This window comes from Pseudarthrobacter ribosi, from assembly GCF_055412865.1.
The window spans coordinates 193,214-216,120 of sequence record NZ_JBVAYZ010000002.1 but is presented as its reverse complement, the minus strand read 5'-3'; the positions used below and the strand labels follow the sequence as shown (position 1 = coordinate 216,120).

Sequence of the window (22,907 nt, the reverse complement as noted above, 5' to 3'; positions counted from 1 at the left end):
GGCGCCGGCCCGCCGCGGACCGGCGTCGAAGCTTAGATTCGCCCCGGACCGCGCTGGAAAAGGACCGCCGTGATGTCGTCCAGGACCACGGATTTTCCCCGCCGGTCGCACAATTTCTTGACAGCCGTGTCCGCGTCGTCCTGCGTCCGGCAATCCGTCATGGCGGTGGCGAGCAGGCCGAGGTCGCCACCGTGGAGGTCGAGGAGGCCGTCGGTCGGAATCAGGACTGCATCTCCGGGCGAGAGCGTGAAGGGGCGCTGGGTCCAGGTCGCGCTGGGGACCAGCCCCAGCGGCGGGCCTGTGGGGGGCAGACGCTCGACGGTGCTGTCGGCCCGCAGGATGTGGGTCAATCCCTGTCCGGCGTCCGCATAGAGGCCGGTGCCGGTTGCCGGGTCGATCACGGCGTGGAAGACCGAGGCGAAGGACCCGGCGCGGGCCAGGGTCCCGTCAAGGCGGTCCGCTGCGTCCCGGAGGAGGCGGGACGGGTCCGCGTCCCAGCCGGCGTCGGCGAAGGCGGAACGCGCCGCCCCCGCCACGAGCCCGGGACCGACACCCTTGCCCATGGCGTCGCCGACGGTCATGCGGAAGTGCCCGGACTCTGTGGTGCCGAGGTCGTAGAAGTCTCCGCTGAGCCCGAAGGCGGGATAGAAACAGACTCCCAGGGAGTAACCGGCCGGGGCCGGGGGAGTGACTGGTAGGAGCGCTCTTTGGGTGCGGGCTCCTTGGTCGATGTCCCAGGACAGGTTCATCTCACGCTGGATGATTTGGGTCAGATCCTCAAGGATCTTTCGCTGTTCCGCACTGAATGACCGGGGCGACTGGTCGATGATGCAGAACGTCCCGACATGGGTGCCGCCCGGTCCGGTGAGGGGGTGGCCGGCATAGAACTGAATGTGGGGACTGCCCGTCACGAGCGGGTTGTGCCGGAAACGTTCGTCGGTGAGGGCGTTCTCCACGATCAAGGTTTCAGAGGACTTGAGCGTCTCGGCGCAGAACGCGTCGCCCCGGTCCGATTCGCGGGACAGCGGACCCACAAACGATTTCAGGTACTGGCGGTTCTCGGCGATCAGCGACACGCTGGCTGCGCTGACCCCGAACAGGCTCTGCGCCAACCGCGTGATCCGGTCGAAGCGCTCCTCGGAAGGTGTGTCCAGCAGGCGGGTCCTGGACAGGTCCTCCAGCCGCGCCCACTCCGGGGCATTCGGACCCCGGAGGCTGCTGGGGGATGGGTGTTCCGTGCTTGTCATACGTCCTCCAACTTTGAGGGGGAACACCCGCCATGGACCTACTCGTCCGAATAGACGGGTCATCCCCAAGCCGCGGTGGGCGCTCAACCTCGAATGAGCTTACAGCCCAGCGCGGTGGGGCAGAGAAGCGTCGTCCCGGCGGGCTCACCCGAAAGGGATGATGCGGCCACCCCGCCGCGGCCGCTGTGGTGGTTCCGTAGCAGCCTGAGCGAGAAAGAGGCGCGGCCCGCGGCCACAAGACATCTTGCGTGAAATCATCACCGCGGCGTCTGGGGGACCCGGGCCAAGGGAGACCTGTGCAGCGTTGGACCGGCCGCCGGCTCGCCCCCGGTATCACCCGATGCGGGTGGTGACGCCCCGGCAGGCGACGCCCAGACTGAGACGAGCGTGCCGGACAGGACGCTCCAATCAGAACGGAGGAAAGCCAGTGACAACCACACCGGAGACTGAGGCCCACGGGCCGGTCGACTTTGTGCTCCTCGAGTTCCCCATGGCAGGACTGACCGGACGGGCGAGTGACGAGCTCATAAGGCTCGTGGAGCAGGGTGTGATCCGGCTCTTCGATCTCCTCATCGTCATGAAGACTGAGGACGGCACGGTCGAGGTGCTCGAACTCACCGACCCCGGCGGCCCCGCGGAGTCGTTCTCCTACTTCGAGGGCGCGCATTCCGGGATTCTCGGCGAGGAGGAAATCGCCGAAGCAGCAAGCGCGATTCAGCCGGGGACCCTCGCCGCGCTGATTGTCTACGAAAACATCTGGGCGGCACCCTTCGTGGCGGCCGTGCGCGACGGCGGTGGCGAGCTCGTTGCGAGTACAAGGATCCCCGCACCGGACGTGATGGCAGTGCTCGAGGCTCTTGAGTCCGTCGACGCCGCGCCGCCGGTTGCGGGCGCATAAGAACTGACGCAGACAAAGAGATGCGAGAGGAGCATAACAATGGGACTACTTAGGGGTATGGCGCGGACGGCGGTGGTCGCCGGGACGGCATCTGCGGTCAGCGGCCGCGTCCAGCGCAGGCAGGCTTCGAAGTTCGCCGAAAAGGACGCCGCGACCGCTGCGAAGCAGCAGGAGGCCTACGACGCGCAGATGGGCCAGCAGCAGCAAGCGGCCTACGAGCAACCCGCTTACCAGGAGCCGGCTGCGCCCCCGCCCGCCGCAGGCGGTATCTCCAACGAGGCCATCCAGCAGCTCAAAGAGCTCGCGGCGCTGAAGGAGCAGGGGATCCTCACGGAACAGGAGTTCGGGGTGCAGAAGGCCAAGATCCTCGGCGGCTAACTCCGGCTGGCCCGCCCAACCCGATAAAACACCCCCGCAGCTGCCTGACAGGCGGCTTCGGGGGTGTTTCCCTGCGGATTCGTTTTTTGCTGCGGACCCGCTCCGGTCAGCTGACCTTGGTCTCGGCGAGGATGGCGTCGATCTGGGCGAGGGCCTGCTTCATGCCCTCTTCCATGCCCATGGCGAGAACCTTTTCCAGCGCCTCCGCGGAGTCAAAGGTCGACACCATGGTCATCCGGGTGCGCTTGTCGATTGCTTCAAGCTCCATAACGGCGTGGCTCGTGCCCATGGCGGGGACCGGATCGCCGTTCTCGTCGGCGAAGCCGTCGTCGAACTCCAGGCGGTGTGGGGCCTCGATGGCGGTGAACCGCCACCAGCCCCGGCTCTTCTCGCCGGCAGGCCCGGTCATGTAATAGCTGGCCTTTCCCCCGGACACGAAGTCGTGGCTGTCGAAGGTCGCGGGCCAGGTGGGCGGGCCCCACCAGCGTTCCAGCTTTCGCGGGTCTTCCCAGACCTGCCAGACACGCTCGACGCCGGCGTCGAACTCGGCGACGACGGTGAAGCTCAGGGCTTCAGCATTCTTCTGCGAACTGATTACGGTCATGACGGAACTCACTTCCTATCCCTCTGCGAGAATGTCTGCGATCCGGTCAGCCCGCTGCCGCCAGATCGTTTCGTACTCATCGAGCAGCCGTCGGGCGCGTTGTAGGCCATCGTGGTGGGCCCGCACGATCTGCTCCCGTCCGCGCCGTTCCTTTGTCACGAGGGAGGCGCGCTCCAATACCGCCACGTGCTTCTGGACGGCGGCGAAACTCATGGCGTAGTGCTCCGCCAGCCCCGATACCGAATACTCGCCGGCCGTCACGCGGGTGACGATGTCCCGGCGGGTGGCATCGGCAAACGCCTGGAACAGGCGGTCAAGGCCAGCGTCTCTAAGCTCATCTACAACCATTTGGTTGTAGAGTAATCCGCCCGTTCCGCGGTGTCAACGGGATTTTGGTGGGCTACTTAGCCATCCCGGGGTGCACCGCGACGAACTCGATCGCGTTGGCGGGCTGGACGGTCCTTTTCGGTGCCCGGGAATATCCCTTCGCGTCCAGGTGGTTCTCTGCCCGGTACACGGCCAGGGCCTCGTCGTAGAGGGTGTTGAGCCGCTGGCCGGTGAACTCCTCCGTGGAGCCATCGTTGAAAGTAACGGCAACGACGGTGCTGCCGGGGAAGTGCCTCTTCATGCGGATGAAGCCTTCGGCGTCCTGCTGGAGATTGATCAATGCGGTCCTGCCTTCGTATTGGGGACTTCCAGTCTCCCGCACGTTCTTCGGAACGCCCGCACGGCGGGGCGTGACGGAAAGGAAGGCCCCTCGGGGAGGAGCCTTCCTTGGTTTTCAGCTAGACCTTCTCGCGGGTCCGGTCAGTCGTGGCCGGCTCCTCGACGGTGAATTCCCTGCTGCGGCGGGGGAAAGCCCAGAACTTGAAGCCAGGCGATTCCACCCGGGGCTCCGGGCGCACCTCAGTGTCCTTTGATTCATCCTTCTTGATGTCCCGCCGGAACTCCCTGTTGTACTGATAGCACATCACTGACCTCCTCATCGTGACTGCCCTTTAATCCTCCTCCGCATTCCGCCGCGCGTCGATACCCTGCCTGCCCAATCGGGGAAATGCCCGCGAATATGGTGGCCCTTCCGGATCGGCCGCGGACCGGCTTTACTGAAACCTGCGACACACAATGGAGGGGGAACCATGAAGTCCAACGGAACACGGCTAATCGTGGCGGGCAGCCTTGGCCTGGCTGCAGCCATTTTTGTCCTGCCGACGCCGCTTTTCCACGTGGCCACCGGCAGTGCCGATGCCGGAGCGACCGGTCTGTTTATTCTGGGACTGGTGTTACTCGCAGGCGGACTCGGATTGCTCGGCTTCGGACTGTACCGGCGCTCGCGGGACTTGAAAACCGCGCGGACCTACGCCACCAGGGAGCCGTCCTCCCTGGACGAGGACCGGCCGGTCAACCCGTACGCGATCCCGAAGTCCTAAGGAGCGGTACCTCCGCTGTCGCGACGGGGTCCGGCACCGGCGGTGTTACCGTCCGGCCGTATCCACAACGCAGAAGCGGTTGCCCTCGGGATCGGCCAGAATCACATAGTCCGCGTCGGCCGGACGTTTGCTCCATTCCACCCGGCTCGCGCCGAGCCGTAGGAGCCGGTCGACATCGCGGTCCTGCTGCTCCGAATAAAGGTCGAGGTGGATGCGGGGCGGTACCTGGACCGTCGACGGGACGCGGTCCAGGGAGACGTTCGGGCCGCTCCCGTTCCGCGGCCCAAGGACGACGAAGTCCTCTTCGGGAGGCCGCCGCGGCACGTAGTCCAAAGCGGCGGTCCAGAAGTCCAGTTGGCGCTGGAGATCATCGACACGGATGACGATCGAGCCGATACTGATCATGGGACGCGGCGCCCTAATCCCCGCCGAGGAGCCGGTCGGTGGCGGCATCGGGCAGACCGTCGAAGTATTTCGCCAGGACCTCCTGGAAAACGCCCTGCCGGGGGTCCGCCCGCCGGAAGAGGGTCATCGAGGAGTGCAGCTTCCGCTCATCGGTGCCGCCGAAGATCTGCCTTGCGGTGCGCCCTTCGAGACCGGCGACAGCCGCAACGCATTCGGCCAGCCGTGGACCCAGCACGGGGTGGCCCAGATAAGCCTTCGCTTCATCGAGCGAGGACACGGCATACTTTCGGGCCGTCGGGCTCTGCCCGAGCCCGGCGATCTGCGGGAACACAAACCACATCCAGTGGCTGCGCTTGGATCCCGCGCGGAGTTCCTCGAGGGCCTGCCGGTACGTGCCGCCCGCGTCCTGGGCTGCAACGAACCGTTCCAGATCGAAGGGATCCGCCACGGCGTCCTCCCCGGGTCCGGGTGACATCACTCCTCGAACCGGGCCGTCATGTCGGTGTCGCCGGCGATGGAGGCCACGACGGCGGCCGCAACGTCGCGGATCTTCATGTTCCTGTTGTTCGAGGTGTTCCGAAGGATCTTGAAGGCGGCTTCGCGCCCGCAGCGGTTCTGGGCCATGATCGCCCCGATCGCAATGTCGATGATGGTCCTCGACTGCATGGCAGCGGCAAGGTCATCCCGGGACTCGCTGAGATGCGAGATCCTCAAGGCGAGCAGGAGGGCCCGGGAGGCTTCGACGGCAAACTGATGGGCGTGCTCGACATCGTCGGTGGAGAATGCCCCGGTCCGCGGCGAGTAGAGGTTGAGGACGGAGGAGCTGTCATCGTCGAGCACGAGCGGGATCCGAAGCGTGCTGGCGGATCCCTCGCTGGTGCTGCCCGCATCTATGGAAGCCTGCTTCCGCCGGTGGACGGTGATCCCGCAGGACACCTCGGTTCCCGGGTGCGAGAGTTCCGCCGCCGCCAGGCTGGCCAGATCGGCCAGGAAATCGTCTACGCCGGACCCCGCCCGGGTGCTCTCCAGCAAAAGGCCCAGCAGTGTGCTGACGCCACTGACCCCGCCTCTGATGTTGTGCGCCGCAGACGATACGGCACGGTCCTCACGCATTTGCTGCCCCCAATTCCCAGCCGCGCGCTGAGAAACGGCGGCTTTCTCCCATCCTATTCCGGCGGATCGGCTGAGGGTAGCGAGGCGCCCTGCAGGATGTCCGCGGCAATGGTGTGGAGCTTCGTGTCGGTTGCCCTGGCGGCCATATGCAGCAACTCCATGGACTGCTCCCTGCTGCACCTGTTCTGCACCATGATGAGGGCGACGGCGGCGTCAATGACGGCGCGGGACTTCAAGGCGGACCGGAGATGCTCCGGGTAAATCTCCGGAGGATGGACTTTGAGTGCCAGCCGCAATATCCGGGACATGGCGACGGCGTGGCGCTCCACCTCCGCGACCGTCTCGCTGCCAAAAACGCCGCTCGTGCGGACATAGCAGTTCAGGGCAGCGGCTGAGCCCGGATCCGTGGCGATCGGCACGGCCAGCACCGACCGGATGCCCTCGCCGGAAACCGTCGAGGCGTAGTGCGCCCAGCGGTCGTCGGCCGCCACGTCAGGAACCAGGACGGTGATTCCCCGCCGCAACGCCGTAAGGCAAGGGCCGTCGTCGAACGTGTACTGCTTCTCGTCCAGCCGTTTCGCTTCCTCGCCGCTGCTGGCGACGGTGGCCGGGGAACCATTCCGTTCCACTGTGATGGCACACAGCATGGGCTCCGGACCGCCGAGGCGGGTCGCGGAGATGGTGGTCAAGCCCAGAAGAAATTCAGTGAATCCCGGACTTTCCAGCAGGAGATCCTGCAGTTGCTCGGGTGTTGGAGATGCGCCGGTACCGGAAACCATGCCGGCCTCAATCCTACGAACGCCTGAACGTATGTGACGCGCCGGCTCAGCGGTGGCGGACTCTTGATCGCCCGCAACCCAAATAGCGAAACCCGGACCCGTCAAGGCCAACATCCAGCTACTACGACACTACGCCGTGCGGGGGACTGTGAATATAGGCGCCCCGGCCAGCCCGCCGTATGCTTGACTCCTGCGGCGATACGCGCCGGCTGGCGTTCCGCCGGTATGACTTCTGAGGTGAAGATGAGCGTAGACCTGCCGCTGGCTGACGAGATCACCGCTGTTTTCGCCCGGGCCACCAAGCTGCTGCTGACCGAACAGACCGTGGCCCACGCCCTCCGGCTGATCACCGACGCCGCCACTGCGGCGATTCCCGGCGCGATCGGCGCCGGAGTCTCCCTGATCAACCATTCGGGCCTGCGGCAGACGACTGCCGCCTCCGACGCCGTCGTGGCTGAAGCCGATGCACTTCAGTACGAGCTGGGGGAAGGCCCGTGCATCACGGCCTGGGCGAGCGGGGAAACGGTCCTGGTGGAGGATCTGGCCTCGGACCGGCGCTGGAAGCGGTGGGCTCCCGCGGCGGCGTCCCTGGGAATTTCGTCCTCGGTAAGCTGCCCCCTGCTGTCCGGCGGTCTCGCACTGGGAGCCGTCAAGGTCTATTCCGACGGCGGACAGTTCGCCGGCAACGGCACGGTCCGTCTGGCCGAACTCTTTGCCGAACAGGCGACGCTCTTTGTCATCCACACGCACGCCCGTGAGGCTGCCCGGACGCTGAGCGTCCGCCTGCAGGAATCGCTGGCGCAGCGGGACGCGATCAGCATGGCCAAGGGCCTGCTGATGGCCCAGAACGGCACCAATGATGACGACGCATTCAGGGACTTGATGATGCTGTCGCGGCAGACCGGGAAGCCCCTGGCGCTGGTCGCGGCGGAGCTGCTGGCTGCGGCCAGGACCTTCGAAAATTAAGCGCAGGACGACGGCATGGCCTTGGGCGGCGAGGAGAGCGAACAGCGGCAGCGATTTGCCGACTCGCTGCGCCATGCCGACGTCAGCATTGAAGAGCTGTGGCTGAGGTACTTCACCCTCGGCGGCCACGCCGGGCAGTTCGAGGTTGAGGCGTACATCCACGGCGCCATGGCGCTGCCCCCACTGCAGCGGGACATCCTCGCCCACGCACTGAACGAACGCCTCGATGAGCTGTACTCCCGGGCGCCCCGGGCGCCGTACAGCGTCGAGGCCCCCGACGACAGGCCCGACAACGGGCCGGACGAGTCTGACCACGGGTCCGAAAAAGAGTCCGACGACGGCTGACTGCCGCCTTGCTAGAGTCAGCAATAGGGGAGTGATCCGGGCCGGTCCGCCGCTGGTTGACGGGCCAAGGAAGGAGGTGGCATGTTCGCATTCTTCACCGACACAAGCCTGGTGGAAGCCGGGCTGCTGGCCGCGACGTTCGTGCTGTGTTCGGCGATCGGCATTGAACGGCAGGTCCGGCAGAAGAGCGCGGGCTACCGGACCCATGTGCTGGTGGGACTCGGCTCGTGCGCCTTCACCCTCGTGTCCGCGTACGGCTTCGCCTTTGTGATGGTGCCCGGAGCCGTCGTGGACCCGTCGCGCATCGCGGCCCAGATCGTCAGCGGCATCGGCTTCCTGGGCGCCGGCGTCATCTTCAAGGGGCGGGACGTGGTCCGCGGGCTCACCACGGCCGCCACCATCTGGGTATCTGCCGCGGTGGGGATGGCCTGCGGAGCCGGCATGGTCTCCCTGGGTGCCGTTCTGACGGTCTTCCACCTCCTCACGCTGTTCGTGATTGCCCCGGCGGTCCGCAGGATTCCCTCCGTGGACAGAAACCGCGTGATGCACATCGATTACGTCGATGGCCAGGGCGTGTTGCGGCAGATTCTCGAAATCGCCACCACCATGGGGTTCAGTTCCTCGATCCTGCGCACCCGGAGGACCGGCGATGAGCAGAAGCCGATGGTCTCGATGGAGGTGCGGTTCTTCGGCCGCCACCCGCTGCGCAACCTGGTTCTTCCGCTGATGGACCTGAACGGCGTCGCCAGCGTCATTGTCCGCGGGACCGATTCGAGTGAGGACGACGACGACGATGACGAAGACTGAGGCGCTTCCCGGGGCCCTCCGATGACCGGGACCAGCAGGGCCCTGGCGGGCAGCGTCCGGATCCGGGTGTTGAGGGCCACCGACGCGGAACCCATGTGCGCCGCCTACCTGCGCAACCGCGAACACCTGGCGCCGTGGGAACCGCTGCGGGCCGAGGAATTCTTTACCGTTGACGGGCAGATGATGAGCGTCCAGTCCAAGCTGGCCCTGTTCATCGCGGGATCCGACGTTCCGTGGGTGCTGACGGACGGGGAAAAAATTGTGGGCCTGATGACCCTCAGCGGCATCGTCCGCGGGCCGTTCCTCAACGCCCACCTCGGGTACTGGGTGGACAAGGACTACACCGGGCGCGGGGTCGGCTCCGCGGCGGTCGCCTTCGCCGTCGACGCGGCGCGGGACGAACTGGGCCTGCACCGGCTGCAGGCCGCGACCCTACAGCACAACGCCGCCTCACAGAAGATCCTCAAACGGTCGGGCTTCACGGAAATCGGCGTGGCACCGGCCTACCTCAAAATTGCCGGGGGCTGGCGCGACCACATGCTCTTGCAGCGCATCCTGTTCTGAGGCGCCGGATACTGAAGCACCTGAAACTGAGGTGCCTGTGTCTGGCGGAGCCCGGCGGAAACCGGCGGGCCTTGGCGTGCGAGACTCTCTGGGTGACTGATGAATCGCTCGGGGCCCTGCACCATGTTGAACTGTGGGTGCCGCACCTTGGCCGCGCCAAGGACGAATGGGGCTGGCTCCTGGCCCGGCTGGGCTACCAGGACTACCAGGACTGGCCGGACGGGTGCAGCTGGCGGCGGGGGCCGACGTACATCGTCGTCGAGGAATCCCCGGCCCTCAGCGGCCGGGAGCATGACCGCACCGCTCCCGGACTCAACCATTTGGCGTTCAGCGCCGGGACCAGGGCACAGGTCGACGCGCTGGCCGCGGCCGCCGTCGGGCACGGCTGGCGTGAGTTGTTCCCGGAGAAATATCCGCATGCCGGCGGCCCGGACCACTTCGCCGCATACCTGGTGAATTCCGACGGCTTCGAAGCCGAACTGATCGCCACGGACTGACCCCGCCCGTACCGCTCAGCGTTTCTGAGGGCACTTCTCCGGGCACGGTTCAGCGCACCATCCGCAGGATCCGGACCGGAGTGCCGGCCAGCTCATGCTCAGCGGTCGCCCCGTCCGGGACGAAGCCGTTGCGCCGGTAGAAAGCGAAGGCCCGGGGATTATGCTCCGCTATCCAGAGGTACGCGCCGGCGTCGCCCACGGCCGCGTCCAGCAGCATCTGCCCCGCCCCCGAGCCATAGTGGCTGGCGAGCACGTAGATGCCCGACAGCTCCCTGGGCCGGGGTCCGTCATCATCGCGGCCGGCCCCCGCGCTCGCCCAGCCGATGATGTCCGTCCCTGCGCAGGCCACCCGGATGTCCGAGGTGGCGGCGGCGATGATTGCGCGCCAGCGCTCTTCCCGCGGGCCCTGCTGCAGCCCGGCCAGGGACTCCGCCGGCAGCAGGTGGGCGTAGCTCTCGCGCCAGGCCTGGAGGTGCACCCGCGCAATGCCGGCGGCGTCGTCCAACACGGCGGTCCGAACGGTCAGCTCTGTTGTCATCCGCACAGCGTAATACGCATTTCTGCCCCACCCGTGGCAGCGATCCGGGTACCTTGAAGCCATGAGCATCTTTCTGGTCGGCGGTGGCCCGGATACCGTGTCGACTCCGGTGATCTTCGACCAGTTCATCGCGGAGGCCCGGCACCGCACCGGGGGCGGCCGGCCGCCGCGGATCGCCGTGGTGCTGGTTGACCACGAAGGCAGCGCCGAATACTTCCTCCCCGCCTACGTCGATCCCCTGCACCGCCGGATGCCGTGCGATGTGGCCACGGTCCTGCTGCACCGCCGGGGAACTGTGGACCCCCAGGCGTTCGACGGAGTCGACGCGATTGTCGTCGGCGGCGGCCCCACCCCCGTCTACGCCGAGGGCCTGCGGACCGCCGCGCCCGCCATCCGCCAGGCAGTCGCCGCGGGCGCCCCCTATCTGGGCTTCTCCGCCGGTGCCATGATTGCGCCGGGGCGGGCGATTGTCGGCGGCTACCGGGTCCGGGGCGTCGAGGTGTGCCCCGAGGAAGCGTCTGAGGGGCTCGGCGAGGTAGAGCTCCGCGCGGGGCTGGGACTTGTCTCGTTCGCTGTCGACGTCCACGCCGCGCAGGCCGGCACGCTGGGCCGTGCGGTCGCCACCGTCGTGCACGGGATGGTCGACAAGGCCATGGCTGTCGACGAAAACACGGCCCTGGTGCTGCCGCATGCGGACCCGGGGGAGCAGCGGGCGATCGGGACCAACAACTGCTGGCTGATCCGCGGTCCCGGACCCAGACCCACGGTCTCGGTCCTTGGCAGCGTTATTACTCGCGGGTAACATAGTTTCCATGCATCTGCTCCTCCGCACGCTTGTCCTGCTTTTCACGTCCGCCCGCCGCCCCCCGCTGAGCATCTGGGACACGGCGTCGCTGCCGCTGAAGGTCCTGCCGACCGACATCGACATCGCGATGCATGTCAACAACGGCATGTATTTCTCGCTGATGGACCTGGGCCGGTTTGACCTGATGGCCCGCAGCGGAACCTGGAAGGCCATGCGCCGCCGGGGATGGAGCCCCGTGGCGGCGGGGGAGACCATCGCCTTCCGCCGGTCGCTGCAATTGTGGCAGCGGTACACGATCGAAACGAAGATCATCGGCCTCGACGAGAAGGCCATCTACTTCGAGCAGCGCATGGTGGTGGACGGGGAAATCTACGCCCGGGCCTTCATCGCCACCCGCCTGGTCAGCAAGGGCAAACCGGTCAGCCAGGAGGACATCCTCCGCGAGTTCGGGGCGCCGCCGGCCGACCTCGAGCTGCCCGAATGGATCCACGAATGGCGCGAAACCAACGCCCTCCCCGGTGCGCGGCGCCCGGCACCCCACGTCTGGGCTTGAGCCGGCCTACACCTGGGTCCCGACGTCGCGCCGGCTCAGTGCCGCCGCGCTGAGCGCCACGAGAACGGTCGAGATTCCCCACAGCCAGCCGGCGGCCGCCCAGTCCGCCCCATACGCCACCGGATTGTTGCCGTAAGCCCAGCTGTAGGGCGATAGGTTCAGGAGCCAGTCGACGTCCTCGCTTTGCCGGCCCACGGCATTGAACACATAGCCCAGGACGCCGACGCCGGCGCCGGCGGCCAGCCCGTAGGTCTTCCGCCCCGTCACCGCGCCGGCGAACAGCGCCGTGCTGCCCGAGAGCATGGTCAGCCCCGCGAACAGCACCGAGACGCCGAAAGGTTCTCCGGCCTGATGTTCAGCTGTGCTGAATCGGTCAGCACCCGGATCAGCACGAACACCAGGGCCACGAGCAGCAGCACGCGCAGCAGGATGGCCAGCGCCCGCTCCAGGACCACCTGCGTGCGGGTCACACCGTGCGCCAGGGTCAGTTCCAGCTGGCCCGATTCCTCGTCCCCGCCGACCGCCGCCGCACCCCATGCCACGGACGCGATGGTCATCAGCAGGAAGCCGATCAGCCCGAACACGGTGGCCTGGGTGTAGCCGGGTCCCGAGGTGATCTGGTCGTAGTTGAGGGCCTTGATCATCTCCGGCGGTAAGGCATCCATCACGCCCTGCATCTCCGGGCTTCCGCCGATCGAGGGATAGAGCGGCAGGTAGAGGAAGATCGTGGCGGCGAGCCCTGCCGCCCACCCGAGCGTGGAACGCCAGGAGTCCACGAACGCCCGCGTGAACAGCGGCAGCGGCTTGCTCATGCGCCGTGACCTTTCCGTCGGCGGCGTCCATAGCCGCCGTTCCCGCCGTTCGTGGTGCCGGCGCCGTTGCCGTTGCCGCGGATGGTGCCGTAAAGCTCAAGGACCCGGGCACCCCGGCCAGCAGCGCGCCGGCGTCGGGCGCCGAAACCCCGGCGGCGGTGAACCGTACGTGCCGGACCGCGCCTTCCCGCAGGCTGTTCACGGTGGCGACGGTGATGATGCGGCCGTCGCGGAGGATCGCGACCTGGTCGGCGGCCTGCTGGACTTCGCTGAGCACATGGGAACTGAGGAAGACGGTCTGCCCGTTGGTCTGGGCCTCCCGGACCATGGTGAGGAATTCCTGCTGGACCAGCGGGTCCAGCCCGCTCGTCGGCTCGTCCAGCACGAGCAACTCGGGATCATGCATAAAGGCCGGACGAGCCACAGCTTCTGCTTGTTGCCCTTGGAGAGCTTGCGGGTGTGGCGGTCCAGATCCAGGCCCAACCGTTCGGCCAGGGCATCGACCCGGCCCGGCCGGACGGGGCCGCTGATGTCCGCGTAGTGGGACAGCAGCTTGCGGCCGGTGATCCGCCCTTCCAGGAACAGCTCGCCGGGCAGATAACCGATCCGGCGGCGCAGCGCCGGGCCCGCGGTCCGGGCGTTCTCGCCCAGCACCGTCGACGTGCCGGCGGTGGGCCGGATGATGTCGAACAGGCACCGCATGACGGTCGTCTTGCCTGCACCGTTGGGCCCGATCACGCCAAAAACGGAGCCCTACTCGATGCCGAAGCTGACCCCGTGCAGGACTTCGCGGCGGCCGAATTTCTTGGTCAGGGAGTCGACCGTGATGGCCTGGCTGGCGGTGTTTGCCGGGTCTGGGGGCATGGCGCCGATGGTAGGCCGCGGCCACCGAGCGGGCCAGGGTCCTAGGGCCCCGGGCCGGATGGCAGGGGGGCGGGGGACGGCCGTCACATGGATGTGCCAACAGCGAAATGCAGGGGACAAGCGGGGGCTGCTCGCGTACCGTTGACCCATGGCTACCGTAGACCTTACAGGTGAACAGTTCGCATCCACCGTCGAGGACAATGACATTGTCCTCGTTGATTTCTGGGCCGAATGGTGCGGCCCGTGCAAGCAGTTCGGCCCCACATACGCCGCCGTTTCCGAGAAGCACCAGGACGTCGTCTTCTCCAAGGTGGACACCGAGGCCGAGCAGCAGCTCGCCGCCGAGGCTGGCATTACGTCCATCCCGACGCTGATGGCGTTCCGCGAGAAGGTGCTGGTTTTCTCCCAGCCGGGTGCGCTGAACGCCCAGCAGCTGGAGCAGGTCGTGGACGCCGTCAAGGCCCTCGACATGGAGGAAGTCCACGCGCATGTGGCCCGGTCCCAGGCCGCCGCCGCGTCCGGCAAGCAGGACGGCAGCCAGATCCCGGAGGCCTAAGCGCCACCCCTCACCGGCAAACAGCACCTCATCGGCTAACAGCAACGCGGGGCCACTCCGCGCCTACAATCTTCGGATTGATGGGCGCGGAGTGACCCCGCGGTGCTTTGTTCTGTCGTGGGTCTGGGTCCGGCTAGAGCTTCACAAGCTTGACCGGCTCGGCCAGCAGGGCGCTGAGGGATTCGTTGAGGTCCTGGACGGCGGTGCCTTTCGAGTGCGTGTCCAGGTCCTCCTGCGAGGCCCACCGTTCGGTCAGGACCAGCTTGTCCTCGCTGGCCTCGGTGAGCTCGTAGCGGATGCAGCCGGGTTCGTTGACCACCTCGTCTATCGCGATCTCCAGCGCGAGCTTCACACGGAAGAACTCGCCGTCGTTGGGGATGAAGATGGCCTGAAGATCAATGGGTGCGCTCATGGTTTTCACAATACCGGGCGGCGGCAATATGTCCCCAAGATTTCGTAGGACATCCAAGCTTTACTCTTCTTTTGGGGGCCGAGTGTTGGTAGCGTCACATCATGCTTGCATACACAGCCGGGGACACTGACGTCCCGCTGCTCGAGGAAACCATCGGCGACAACTTCGAACGGGTCGTGGCCCGGTTCCCCTACCAGGACGCCCTGATCGAAGCCGCGGCAGTGCCGGGGGAAGAAGCCCGCCGCTGGAGCTACACCAAGCTGAACGACGACGTCGACCGCGTGGCGCGCGCGCTGCTGGCCCTGGGCGTAGCCAAGGGTGACCGGATCGGCATCTGGAGCCCGAACTGTGCCGAGTGGACCATCCTGCAGTACGCGACGGCCAAGGTTGGGGCGATCCTGGTCAACGTCAATCCCGCCTACCGCAGCCATGAACTGGACTTCGTGGTCAAGCAGAACGGCATGCGGATGCTGGTCGCGGCGCCGTCGGACCGCAACAGCGACTACACCGGCATGGCCCGGCAGGCGCTCGCCGAATGCCCGGAGCTGCACGAACTCGTGTTCCTGCCCGACGCCGGACTGCCCGGGCTCACCGCCGGCGTCCCTGAAACCCCAGCGGAGCGGACGTTCGCGGAGCTGCTCAAGCGGGCCGACGACGTCGCCCATGCCGCGCTGAAGGCGCGCATGGCCGAGCTGGACCCCCACGACGCGATCAACCTGCAGTACACTTCCGGGACCACCGGCTTCCCCAAGGGGGCCGCGCTCTCGCACCACAACATCCTGAACAACGGCTACTCGATCGGCGAGCTGATGGGGTACACCGAGCACGACCGGGTGGTGCTGCCGGTGCCGTTCTACCACTGCTTCGGCATGGTGATCGGAAACCTGGCCGCCCTCAGCCACGGTTGCGCCACCATTATCCCGGGCCGGGGGTTCACGCCCGCCGCGGCGCTGGAGGCCGTGCAGGACTTCGGCGGCACGTCGTTGTACGGCGTGCCCACGATGTTCATCGCCGAACTCGCGCTGCCGGACTTTGCCTCCTACGACCTCTCCACCCTGCGCACCGGGGTGATGGCGGGGTCGCTGTGTCCCATCGAGGTGATGAACCGCGTCATCTCGGAGATGAACATGACCGATGTGGTCATCTGCTACGGCATGACGGAGACCTCGCCGGTGTCCACCATGACCCGCAGCGTGGACACGATGGCCCAGCGCACCCAGAGCGTGGGCCGGACCATGCCGCAGCTGGAAAGCCAGGTGGTGGACCCGATGACCGGTGACGTGATGCAGCGCGGCGAGATCGGCGAACTGTGCACCCGCGGGTATTCGGTCATGAAGGGCTACTGGAACCAGCCGGACAAGACCGCGGAGGCCATCGACGCCGACGGCTGGATGCACACCGGGGACCTGGCCCGGATGGACGAGGACGGCTACATCGTGATCGAGGGCCGGATCAAGGACATGGTGATCCGCGGCGGCGAGAACGTCTACCCCCGCGAGATCGAGGAGTTCCTGTACACGCACCCGGACATCCAGGATGTGCAGGTGATCGGTGTGCCGGACGCGAAGTACGGCGAGGAGCTGATGGCCTGCGTCATCCTCAAGCCCGGTGCCGCCCCGCTGGATGCCGGCAGCCTGGCCGAGTTCTGCCGCGGGAAGCTGGCGCACTACAAGATCCCGCGCTACGTGGACGTGCGCGAGAACTTCCCGATGACGGTTTCCGGCAAGATCCGCAAGGTGGACATGCGGCAGGAAGCAGTGGCCCGGCTGGGTCTCTAGCGCGTGTTCCGGTGGACCGTCCGGATGCCTACGGCAAGCCCGACGGCGGCTGTCACACCGGCGGCGGCCAGCCCGAGCAGCGTGTCCACCCCCACGGCCCCGGCGAAGAGTTCGCGTTCGGCGTTCACAAGATACGTCAGGGGATTGAACAGGCTCGCCGCCTGCATCCATTCCGGCCCGGCCTCGATGGGCAGCATAATGCCGGACAGGATCATGAGCGGAAACAACAGGGTCTGCTGAACCGCCCAGAAAATCCATTCCTTGCTCTGCGAGACCAGGGCCAGTGAATAGGACAACGCTCCGAGGCCGATGCCGAAAATCCCCAGGATGACCAGCCCGAACAGCACGTGAAGCGGGTAGAAGGCGAAGCCGAAGGGAACGCACACGACGGCGATCAGGAGGCCCTGCACCACCAGGGGGGCCCACTCCTTGAGCGCCCGCCCGATCATCAGCGAGGAACGGGACAGCGGTGTGGCCAGGATCCGCTCGTAGGAACCCGTCATGAGCTCGTACTGCAGGTTGGAGCCGGTCATGGACGTGCCGAACAGTGCGATCATGACCACGACGCCGGGCAAAAACCACTGCAGCGTCGACTGGCCCCCGAAGGCTGGTGCCCCCACCGCGGATCCGAGAAGAGGTCCGAACAGGGCGAGAAATATCAGCGGCTGGAGCAGGGAGAAGACCAGCGAAAAGGGGTCCCGCAGCGGAAGCAGCATCTCGCGCAGGAACACGTACCAGATGTCCCGCAGGAGCTGCCCGGCCCCGGGCTGCTTCACGTCGGCGTCGGGCCGCGGGCCGTTCCCGGGCATCAGACCTTCGCCCCTTCCCGCAGGCTGCGCCCGGTCAGTTCGAGGAACACGTCATCCAGGGTCGGCGGCTTCAGTTCCAGGGACAGCGCGGGTGCGCCGGCGTCGTGCATTTGCCGCAGCAGGTCCGGGGCCAGCCGGGAGCCGTGCGTGAGCCGCAGCCGGAACCGGACTAGGCCGTCGACCTCGGATTCGTCGAGTCCGCCTTCCGCGGCGGTCCGCCGCAGCAGTCCCCGCACCGCGGCGGCCGACCCCGCGGCCACTTCCACGGCCAGCAGGTCTCCGGCCAGATCTGCCTTGAGCCGCGCGGGAGTGTCGTCGGCGATGATCGTGCCGTGGTCGATGACGACCACCCGCTCGGACATGGCATCCGCCTCGTCCATGTAATGGGTGGTCAGCACGATGGTGGTTCCGTGCTCGGCACGCATGTGCGTGATGTGCTCCCAGAGATTGGCCCTGTTCTGCGGGTCCATGCCGGTGGACGGTTCGTCGAGGAACAGCAGCCGGGGTGAATGCATCAGCCCCAGGGCCACGTCCATCCGCCGCCGCTGGCCCCCGGAGAGCTTGATGACGGTGCGTTTCGCGAGCTCGGTGAGGTCCAGGGATTTAAGCAGCTCATCGGCCCGGGCCAGCGCGTCCGCACTGTTCATGCCGTAGAAGCGGCCCTGCATGACCATCTCGTCGATGACCCGGAAGCTGTGGCCGCCGCCATTGCCCTGTCCGATGTAGCCGATCCTGGCCCGCACGCCGGCAGGATCCGCCGCGACGTCCAGGCCCGCAACCGTGGCGGTGCCGGACGTGGGCGTCAGCAGGGTGGTCAGCATGCGAAGGGTGGTGGATTTTCCCGCGCCGTTCGGGCCGAGGAAGGCCACGAGTTCGCCGGGGGCCACGTCAAGGTCGATGCCCTTGACCGCCTCGATGGTGTCCTTCTTGACGACGAAGTTTTTCGTGAGCTTCGCGGTGTGGATCACGGGTGCTCCAGGAGTATGTTCCCAGGCGCCCCCGGGCTGCCGGGCGCCATGCCGCCACGCTATACCCAACAGGCAGGGCCGTCCACAGGCGGGGTTGCCTACTGGGGGAGCCGGCGGATTCTAGGCGGTTTTCTCCAGGGTTGCTGACTGGACGTTCTCGCGTTCCTCCAGGGCTCCGGTCACCGAGGCTGTCAGGCTGTTGGCGATGTGGGTGCGTGCGAGTTCGGCCGCGCCGTCGCCGTCGCCGGCGATGACGAGCTCGAGGATCTGGTGGTGCTGGTTCAGATCGATCATTCGGGGCTCATCCCCGGAGGGGAGCTCGAGGCCGATCCGGCGGTATCGGTCGGATTTGTCCCACAAGTCATCCAGGAGCTTGATCAAGACGTCGTTGTGCGAGGCGGCGTAGACGGCCCGGTGGAATTCCCTGTGCACAGTGATCGCGTCCTCGCCCCAGACCCGGGTGACAGGGAGCAGCTTCCCGGCTGCCGCGCGCATCGCGGAGATATCCGCTTCAGTCCGGCGGAAGGCTGCCAATTCTGTGGCTGAGGGTTCAAGCGAGAGGCGGACTTCCAGGAGTTCTCGTGCTTCGGAGGCGCTCATGGTGGCCACCCGGGAATCCCGGTGGGTGTCCATGATAATCAGGCCCTCGCTCGAGAGCCGGCGGATCGCTTCACGCAGGGGAGTGATGCTCATCTGCATGTTCTCCGCCAGTTCGTACTGGGAGATGCGCGAGCCCGGGGCAAGGCCACCGGAGAGGATCAGCTGGCGGAGTTCGTTGTACGCCAGGCTGCCCTTACTGGAAAAGACGTTTGTGGTGTTCATCTGCCGCTCCGAATCCATCATCGGGGTGGTGACGCCCCTCGTGCACAGTATAGGCCGGGGAACATCTTATAAGAAATTCCCTCAGGAGCCTTGTGCCCCCCGTCACTCCTGGGCTAGCCTCGAACCCACAGTCTTATAAGATATATCTTCGGGGGACTGATGTTCCCGCAACTACCGGCCTAGCTTCAGGTCAAGACTTATAAGAAATAAGATACCCACTCAGGAGAGATTCAAAGATGAAAATCGTTTCCGCCCACGTAGGCACCATTCCCATCAGTTCCTCGATCCGGAACGCCTTCATTGACTTCACCAAGATGGACTGCACGATCATCGCCCTCGTCAGCGATGTGTTTGTCGATGGCAAGCCTGTGGTTGGCTATGGCTTCAACTCCAACGGCCGCTACAACGCCACGGGCATCCTGAAAGACCGCATTCTGCCGCGCATCATGGATGCCCCGTCCGAGGACCTTCTCGATGCGGACGGCCAGCTCTCCCCGGAGACGGCGTGGGACCTGATGATGTCCAACGAGAAGCCGGGCGGCCACGGCGAACGGTCGGTCGCCGTCGGCGTAGCCGACATGGCGCTGCACGACCTCGCGGCCAAGATCGCCGGCGTGCCGCTTTACCGGTGGATCTCAGACCACTATGGCGACGGAAATCCGGACAAGGACGTCTTCGTCTACGCGGCAGGCGGCTACTACGCACCCGGCAAGTCCCTCGAGGACCTGCAGAACGAAATGCGCGGTTTCCTCGCCAAGGGCTACGACGTGGTCAAAATGAAGATCGGGGGCGCCGACCTCGCTGAAGACCTTCGCCGCATCGAAGCCGTGATCGAGGTCCTCGACGGCGACGGCTCCCGCCTGATGGTGGACGTCAACGGCAAGTTCGACCTGGAGACCGCGCTGGCGTACGGCCAAGCCATCGACCAGTACGGGCTGTTCTGGTACGAGGAAGTCGGCGACCCGCTGGACTACGCCCTGAACGCCACCCTCTCCGAGCACTACAAGAACCCGATCGCAACCGGAGAGAACCTGTTCTCCCTCCAGGACGCCCGCAACCTGATCCGCTACGGCGGGATGCGCCCGGACCGCGACTTCATCCAGGTCGACCCGGCCCTGAGCTACGGCCTGACCGAATACCGCCGGATCCAGGACATGCTCGCCCAGCACGGCTGGTCCTCACGCCGCTGCATCCCCCACGGCGGACACCAGTTCTCCCTGCACATCGCAGCTGCCCTCAAGCTCGGCGGCAACGAGTCCTACCCGGGCGAGTTCCAGCCCACCGGCGGCTTCACCGACGACGCCGTCATCACCAACAGCCGCGTGGCCCCGGGCGATCTGCCGGGCATCGGGCTCGAAGGCAAGGCGGAGTTCTACAAGGTCCTGCACGCACTGCACAACTGACCAGTCCGGTAGTGCCCCCGGTCCCGGGCAGCGTCACTGCCCGGGACCGCACCTCTCCAATTTTCTCTGTCTGACGTGCAAAGGAGCACCCAAGATGTCGTCCCACACCATGCAGAACCCGCAACATTCCGCCCACCCGCCCAAGCAGCGATCCCGGTTCGGCCGGCTGCTGCGCGAACTCTGGTTCCAGGTCGTCCTAGGTGCCGTCCTGGGCATCGCCGTCGGGTTCCTCCTGCCGGAAGTCGGCAAACAGCTCACCCCGCTCAGCGACTGGTTCATCGCCCTGGTGAAAATGATCGTGATCCCTGTGGTGTTCTGCGTGGTGTCCCTGGGCATCGCCTCGATGGACAGCCTGCGCAAAGCCGGCCGCATCGGTGTCAAGGCCCTGGGCTACTTCATCGCCCTGTCGCTGGTGTCGATGCTGATCGGCCTGGTCGTCGCCAACGTCTTCCGCCCTGGCGAAGGCATGAACATCGACCCGGACAAGCTGGACGCCAGCATGGTCCCAGCGGCCGCCAATAAGGGCTTCGATGGCCTCGAATTCGTCAACAACATCATTCCCGAATCACTGTTCGGCGCCCTGACCGGCCACACCATCATCGCCGCGCTGATGGTATCGATCGTGTTCGGTGCCGCCATGAACGTCTCCGGAGAATCCGGCGCGTTCCTCACCAAGGGCATCCAGGCCCTGTCCGTGGTCATCTTCAAGATCGTCAACTGGGTCATGCGCCTTGCCCCCATCGGTACCTTCGGGGCGCTGGCGGCAGTGGTGGCCAACTACGGCACAGCCAGCCTGCAGCAACTCGGCTACCTCGTCCTGTTGTTCACCGCGACCTGCGTCCTCTACGTCCTCGTGGTCCTGGGCACCATCGCCCGTGCCTGCGGATTGAACATCTTCATAGTGATGCGCTACTTCAAGGCCGAACTGCTGATCGCCCTGAGCACCTGCTCCAGCGAAGCGGTCCTCCCGCAGCTGATCAAGAAGCTCGAAGCCATGGGCGTCGGCAAGTCCACCGTGGGCATCGTGATCCCGTCCGGGTTCTCCTTCAACCTCGACGGATCCGCCGTCTACCTGACCATGGCCTCCGTCTTCCTGGCTCAGGCCGTCGGCATGGACCTCTCCTGGGAACAGCAGCTCGTCATGGTCGGCGTCATGATGCTCACCAGCAAGGGCACCGCTGGAATCGCCGGCGGCGCCTTCATCGTCCTCGCCAGCACCCTGAGCTCGGTCGGCGGCATCCCGCTGGCCGCTCTCGCCCTCATCGTCGGCATCGACCGGCTCCTGAACGAAGGCCGGGTGTTCATCAACGTCCTGGGCAACGTGATGGCAGCCGTCGTCGTCGGCAAGTGGGAAAAGGACTACGATCCCGAACAGGCCCGCAAAGCCCTGCACGCCTCAGGCCAAAAGAAGCACGAAATCGAATCAACGACACCAACCGTTGTGGAAGCGGACAAGGTCGACGTCCACTAACACCGCACCCAGCAGGGCCGCCGCGCGGACCGCGGCGGCCCTGAGCCGCCCAAACCGTAAGCCCACGCCCCGATGTCAGCAGCTCATCCGCACCAAACAAAATAGGAAGCCACCCGCACCATGGCCCCACGCATCCTGATCACCACCGACTACCTTTACCCGGGAGATACCGTTGACCAGCTCCTGCGCGAACGCGGTCTGGAACCGGTCTACTCGCCATCCCGGGGGCCGCGGACCCTTGAGGAACGCCGCTCGTTGTTCGACGGCATATCCGGCGCCATCCTCGCCAGCGAACCCGTGACCGCCGACATGCTCACCGGCGCTGCCTCCCTGCAAGTCATCGCGCGCAGCGGCGTGGGCTACGACTCCATCGACGTCCGGGCCGCGTCCGCTCAGGGAATCAGGGTCTGCAACGCCCCCGGAACAAACCACCACTCGGTTGCCGAACTGACCATCGGACTGATCATCATGGCCGCACGCCGCCTCGTGGAGGTCACCGCCGCCGTAGGCCAAGGCCACTGGCCCCGGGAAGCCGGCCACGAACTGCGCGGTTCCACCCTGGGCATCATCGGCTACGGCCCCAGCGGACGCGCCACTGCAAGCCTGGGTGTCGCCCTCGGCATGACCGTCCTGGTCAGCACCGCCCACCCCGACCGCGGCAACAACGCGGTCCAGTTCACCGATTTCGACACGGTCATCCGCGACGCTGACTACCTCTCCCTGCACACCCGTGGAGGCCAGAGCATCGGCAAACTCATCGATGCGCCCCGGCTCCAAGCGATGAAACCCACCGCCGTCCTCATCAACACCGCCCGCGGCTCACTCATTGATGAAGAGGCCCTGGCCACAGCACTTTCCGAGGGCACCATTGCCGGCGCCGCGCTGGACGTGCTTGAGAGCGAACCCCTACCGGGCGACAGCCCTCTTCGGGGCCTGGACAACGTGCTCATCACCTCCCACCTCGCCGGCCAGACAGCCGAAGCCCGGACACGGGCCGGACTGGCCGCCGCGCACGCCGTCATCGACGTCCTCGAACACCGCGAACCGGCACACCCGGTCGACCGCTAACCCCGAACACCTAACAAA

The 22,907-nt window shown here is 66.3% G+C and carries 31 protein-coding genes and 1 pseudogene; 15 read left to right on the top strand and 17 right to left on the bottom strand.

From position 1 onward, the window contains the following. Positions 1-32: 32 nt before the first annotated feature. Positions 33-1,247 carry a PP2C family protein-serine/threonine phosphatase gene (locus tag ACZYZ5_RS02900; protein WP_463898994.1) on the bottom strand — a complete coding sequence of 405 codons (1,215 nt, stop codon included), beginning with the start codon at positions 1,245-1,247 and terminating at the stop codon, positions 33-35. Positions 1,248-1,674: 427 nt separating this feature from the next. Here ACZYZ5_RS02900 and ACZYZ5_RS02895 point away from each other — a divergent pair, with 427 nt between their 5' ends. Together ACZYZ5_RS02895 and ACZYZ5_RS02890 are read left to right on the top strand one after the other, a co-directional pair. Further along, positions 1,675-2,145, top strand: coding sequence for a DUF6325 family protein (locus ACZYZ5_RS02895; protein ID WP_463898992.1), 471 nt, complete (start codon positions 1,675-1,677; stop codon positions 2,143-2,145). Positions 2,146-2,184: 39 nt separating this feature from the next. Continuing rightward, positions 2,185-2,523 carry an SHOCT domain-containing protein gene (locus ACZYZ5_RS02890; protein WP_463898990.1) on the top strand — a complete coding sequence of 113 codons (339 nt, stop codon included), beginning with the start codon at positions 2,185-2,187 and terminating at the stop codon, positions 2,521-2,523. Positions 2,524-2,629: 106 nt separating this feature from the next. Here ACZYZ5_RS02890 and ACZYZ5_RS02885 read toward each other — a convergent pair whose 3' ends face one another. The 4 genes from ACZYZ5_RS02885 to ACZYZ5_RS02870 all read right to left on the bottom strand — a co-directional run bounded on the left by ACZYZ5_RS02885 (position 2,630) and on the right by ACZYZ5_RS02870 (position 4,098). Then, positions 2,630-3,127, bottom strand: a complete 498-nt coding sequence (locus tag ACZYZ5_RS02885) for an SRPBCC family protein (RefSeq protein WP_463898989.1) — start codon at positions 3,125-3,127, stop codon at positions 2,630-2,632. 15 nt (positions 3,128-3,142) lie between these two features. Next, the gene (locus tag ACZYZ5_RS02880) at positions 3,143-3,475 is read right to left on the bottom strand and encodes an ArsR/SmtB family transcription factor (protein ID WP_463898988.1); all 333 of its coding nucleotides are present in this window, start codon (positions 3,473-3,475) and stop codon (positions 3,143-3,145) included. Between the two features lie 52 nt (positions 3,476-3,527). Then, positions 3,528-3,794 (bottom strand): hypothetical protein, encoded by a 267-nt coding sequence (locus tag ACZYZ5_RS02875; RefSeq protein WP_463898987.1) that lies wholly within the window; start codon positions 3,792-3,794, stop codon positions 3,528-3,530. 118 nt (positions 3,795-3,912) lie between these two features. Further along, on the bottom strand, positions 3,913-4,098 hold the full coding sequence (locus ACZYZ5_RS02870) for a hypothetical protein (RefSeq protein ID WP_463898986.1): 186 nt from the start codon (positions 4,096-4,098) through the stop codon (positions 3,913-3,915). Between the two features lie 165 nt (positions 4,099-4,263). Here ACZYZ5_RS02870 and ACZYZ5_RS02865 point away from each other — a divergent pair, with 165 nt between their 5' ends. Next, on the top strand, positions 4,264-4,554 hold the full coding sequence (locus tag ACZYZ5_RS02865) for a hypothetical protein (protein ID WP_463898985.1): 291 nt from the start codon (positions 4,264-4,266) through the stop codon (positions 4,552-4,554). A gap of 45 nt (positions 4,555-4,599) precedes the next feature. Here the strand turns inward: ACZYZ5_RS02865 and ACZYZ5_RS02860 are convergent, their stop codons facing one another. Genes ACZYZ5_RS02860 through ACZYZ5_RS02845 form a run of 4 tightly spaced genes read right to left on the bottom strand, consistent with a single transcriptional unit; the run spans position 4,600 to position 6,851 of the window. Continuing rightward, positions 4,600-4,959 (bottom strand): VOC family protein, encoded by a 360-nt coding sequence (locus ACZYZ5_RS02860; protein ID WP_463898983.1) that lies wholly within the window; start codon positions 4,957-4,959, stop codon positions 4,600-4,602. A gap of 13 nt (positions 4,960-4,972) precedes the next feature. Continuing rightward, positions 4,973-5,434 carry a DUF1810 domain-containing protein gene (locus ACZYZ5_RS02855; RefSeq protein WP_463898982.1) on the bottom strand — a complete coding sequence of 154 codons (462 nt, stop codon included), beginning with the start codon at positions 5,432-5,434 and terminating at the stop codon, positions 4,973-4,975. Continuing rightward, positions 5,434-6,072 carry an ANTAR domain-containing protein gene (locus tag ACZYZ5_RS02850; protein WP_463898981.1) on the bottom strand — a complete coding sequence of 213 codons (639 nt, stop codon included), beginning with the start codon at positions 6,070-6,072 and terminating at the stop codon, positions 5,434-5,436. Before ACZYZ5_RS02850 ends, ACZYZ5_RS02855 begins: the two co-directional genes overlap by 1 nt. 53 nt (positions 6,073-6,125) lie before the next feature. Next, on the bottom strand, positions 6,126-6,851 hold the full coding sequence (locus ACZYZ5_RS02845; RefSeq protein ID WP_463898980.1) for a GAF and ANTAR domain-containing protein: 726 nt from the start codon (positions 6,849-6,851) through the stop codon (positions 6,126-6,128). A gap of 243 nt (positions 6,852-7,094) precedes the next feature. On the opposite strand from ACZYZ5_RS02845, the gene ACZYZ5_RS02840 reads away from it, so the two are divergent. From ACZYZ5_RS02840 to ACZYZ5_RS02820, 5 genes are all read left to right on the top strand, one after another. Further along, positions 7,095-7,817: a GAF and ANTAR domain-containing protein gene (locus ACZYZ5_RS02840; protein ID WP_463898979.1), complete on the top strand. Its 723-nt coding sequence runs from the start codon at positions 7,095-7,097 to the stop codon at positions 7,815-7,817. 15 nt (positions 7,818-7,832) lie between these two features. After that, positions 7,833-8,162, top strand: coding sequence for a hypothetical protein (locus ACZYZ5_RS02835; protein WP_463898978.1), 330 nt, complete (start codon positions 7,833-7,835; stop codon positions 8,160-8,162). Positions 8,163-8,243: 81 nt separating this feature from the next. Next, positions 8,244-8,969 carry an MgtC/SapB family protein gene (locus tag ACZYZ5_RS02830; protein WP_463898977.1) on the top strand — a complete coding sequence of 242 codons (726 nt, stop codon included), beginning with the start codon at positions 8,244-8,246 and terminating at the stop codon, positions 8,967-8,969. Between the two features lie 21 nt (positions 8,970-8,990). Next, entirely contained in the window at positions 8,991-9,533 is a 543-nt protein-coding gene (locus ACZYZ5_RS02825) for a GNAT family N-acetyltransferase (RefSeq protein ID WP_463898976.1), read from the top strand. Between the two features lie 92 nt (positions 9,534-9,625). Further along, a complete protein-coding gene (locus ACZYZ5_RS02820) occupies positions 9,626-10,030 on the top strand; it encodes a VOC family protein (protein WP_463898974.1) in 405 nt (134 codons plus the stop codon). A 49-nt stretch (positions 10,031-10,079) separates the two neighbouring features. Here the strand turns inward: ACZYZ5_RS02820 and ACZYZ5_RS02815 are convergent, their stop codons facing one another. Continuing rightward, complete coding sequence (locus ACZYZ5_RS02815) at positions 10,080-10,568, bottom strand: GNAT family N-acetyltransferase (RefSeq protein ID WP_463898972.1); 489 nt, start codon at positions 10,566-10,568, stop codon at positions 10,080-10,082. 61 nt (positions 10,569-10,629) lie between these two features. Here ACZYZ5_RS02815 and ACZYZ5_RS02810 point away from each other — a divergent pair, with 61 nt between their 5' ends. Together ACZYZ5_RS02810 and ACZYZ5_RS02805 are read left to right on the top strand one after the other, a co-directional pair. Continuing rightward, positions 10,630-11,370 carry a Type 1 glutamine amidotransferase-like domain-containing protein gene (locus tag ACZYZ5_RS02810; protein ID WP_463898971.1) on the top strand — a complete coding sequence of 247 codons (741 nt, stop codon included), beginning with the start codon at positions 10,630-10,632 and terminating at the stop codon, positions 11,368-11,370. Positions 11,371-11,380: 10 nt separating this feature from the next. Then, entirely contained in the window at positions 11,381-11,926 is a 546-nt protein-coding gene (locus ACZYZ5_RS02805) for an acyl-CoA thioesterase (protein WP_463898970.1), read from the top strand. Between the two features lie 6 nt (positions 11,927-11,932). On the opposite strand, the gene ACZYZ5_RS02800 is transcribed toward ACZYZ5_RS02805, so the two are convergent. The 3 genes and pseudogenes from ACZYZ5_RS02800 to ACZYZ5_RS02790 all read right to left on the bottom strand — a co-directional run. Continuing rightward, on the bottom strand, positions 11,933-12,250 hold the full coding sequence (locus ACZYZ5_RS02800; protein ID WP_463899247.1) for a hypothetical protein: 318 nt from the start codon (positions 12,248-12,250) through the stop codon (positions 11,933-11,935). After that, the gene (locus tag ACZYZ5_RS02795; RefSeq protein WP_463898969.1) at positions 12,232-12,738 is read right to left on the bottom strand and encodes an ABC transporter permease subunit; all 507 of its coding nucleotides are present in this window, start codon (positions 12,736-12,738) and stop codon (positions 12,232-12,234) included. Before ACZYZ5_RS02795 ends, ACZYZ5_RS02800 begins: the two co-directional genes overlap by 19 nt. A 103-nt stretch (positions 12,739-12,841) precedes the next feature. Continuing rightward, positions 12,842-13,602: pseudogene (locus tag ACZYZ5_RS02790) on the bottom strand (ABC transporter ATP-binding protein); the annotation flags it as partial. A 148-nt stretch (positions 13,603-13,750) separates the two neighbouring features. Here ACZYZ5_RS02790 and trxA point away from each other — a divergent pair. Further along, complete coding sequence (gene trxA, locus ACZYZ5_RS02785) at positions 13,751-14,158, top strand: thioredoxin (RefSeq protein ID WP_463898968.1); 408 nt, start codon at positions 13,751-13,753, stop codon at positions 14,156-14,158. A 133-nt stretch (positions 14,159-14,291) separates the two neighbouring features. Here the strand turns inward: trxA and ACZYZ5_RS02780 are convergent, their stop codons facing one another. Beyond that, complete coding sequence (locus tag ACZYZ5_RS02780; RefSeq protein WP_463898967.1) at positions 14,292-14,570, bottom strand: putative quinol monooxygenase; 279 nt, start codon at positions 14,568-14,570, stop codon at positions 14,292-14,294. Between the two features lie 101 nt (positions 14,571-14,671). Between ACZYZ5_RS02780 and ACZYZ5_RS02775 the strand changes: the two genes are divergently transcribed. Beyond that, positions 14,672-16,348 carry an AMP-binding protein gene (locus ACZYZ5_RS02775; RefSeq protein ID WP_463898965.1) on the top strand — a complete coding sequence of 559 codons (1,677 nt, stop codon included), beginning with the start codon at positions 14,672-14,674 and terminating at the stop codon, positions 16,346-16,348. Here the strand turns inward: ACZYZ5_RS02775 and ACZYZ5_RS02770 are convergent. From ACZYZ5_RS02770 to ACZYZ5_RS02760, 3 genes are all read right to left on the bottom strand, one after another. Then, positions 16,345-17,157 carry an ABC transporter permease gene (locus ACZYZ5_RS02770; RefSeq protein WP_463898963.1) on the bottom strand — a complete coding sequence of 271 codons (813 nt, stop codon included), beginning with the start codon at positions 17,155-17,157 and terminating at the stop codon, positions 16,345-16,347. The two genes, ACZYZ5_RS02775 and ACZYZ5_RS02770, sit on opposite strands and share 4 nt — an antisense overlap. Continuing rightward, positions 17,157-18,125: an ATP-binding cassette domain-containing protein gene (locus tag ACZYZ5_RS02765; protein WP_463898962.1), complete on the bottom strand. Its 969-nt coding sequence runs from the start codon at positions 18,123-18,125 to the stop codon at positions 17,157-17,159. Before ACZYZ5_RS02765 ends, ACZYZ5_RS02770 begins: the two co-directional genes overlap by 1 nt. A 120-nt stretch (positions 18,126-18,245) precedes the next feature. Beyond that, on the bottom strand, positions 18,246-18,947 hold the full coding sequence (locus tag ACZYZ5_RS02760) for a GntR family transcriptional regulator (RefSeq protein WP_463898961.1): 702 nt from the start codon (positions 18,945-18,947) through the stop codon (positions 18,246-18,248). A gap of 236 nt (positions 18,948-19,183) precedes the next feature. Between ACZYZ5_RS02760 and ACZYZ5_RS02755 the strand changes: the two genes are divergently transcribed. The 3 genes from ACZYZ5_RS02755 to ACZYZ5_RS02745 all read left to right on the top strand — a co-directional run bounded on the left by ACZYZ5_RS02755 (position 19,184) and on the right by ACZYZ5_RS02745 (position 22,889). Further along, positions 19,184-20,350, top strand: a complete 1,167-nt coding sequence (locus ACZYZ5_RS02755; protein ID WP_463898960.1) for a mandelate racemase/muconate lactonizing enzyme family protein — start codon at positions 19,184-19,186, stop codon at positions 20,348-20,350. A 94-nt stretch (positions 20,351-20,444) separates the two neighbouring features. Further along, positions 20,445-21,821: a cation:dicarboxylate symporter family transporter gene (locus ACZYZ5_RS02750; protein WP_463898959.1), complete on the top strand. Its 1,377-nt coding sequence runs from the start codon at positions 20,445-20,447 to the stop codon at positions 21,819-21,821. Positions 21,822-21,941: 120 nt separating this feature from the next. Further along, positions 21,942-22,889 (top strand): phosphoglycerate dehydrogenase, encoded by a 948-nt coding sequence (locus ACZYZ5_RS02745; protein ID WP_463898958.1) that lies wholly within the window; start codon positions 21,942-21,944, stop codon positions 22,887-22,889. Positions 22,890-22,907 lie beyond the last annotated feature (18 nt).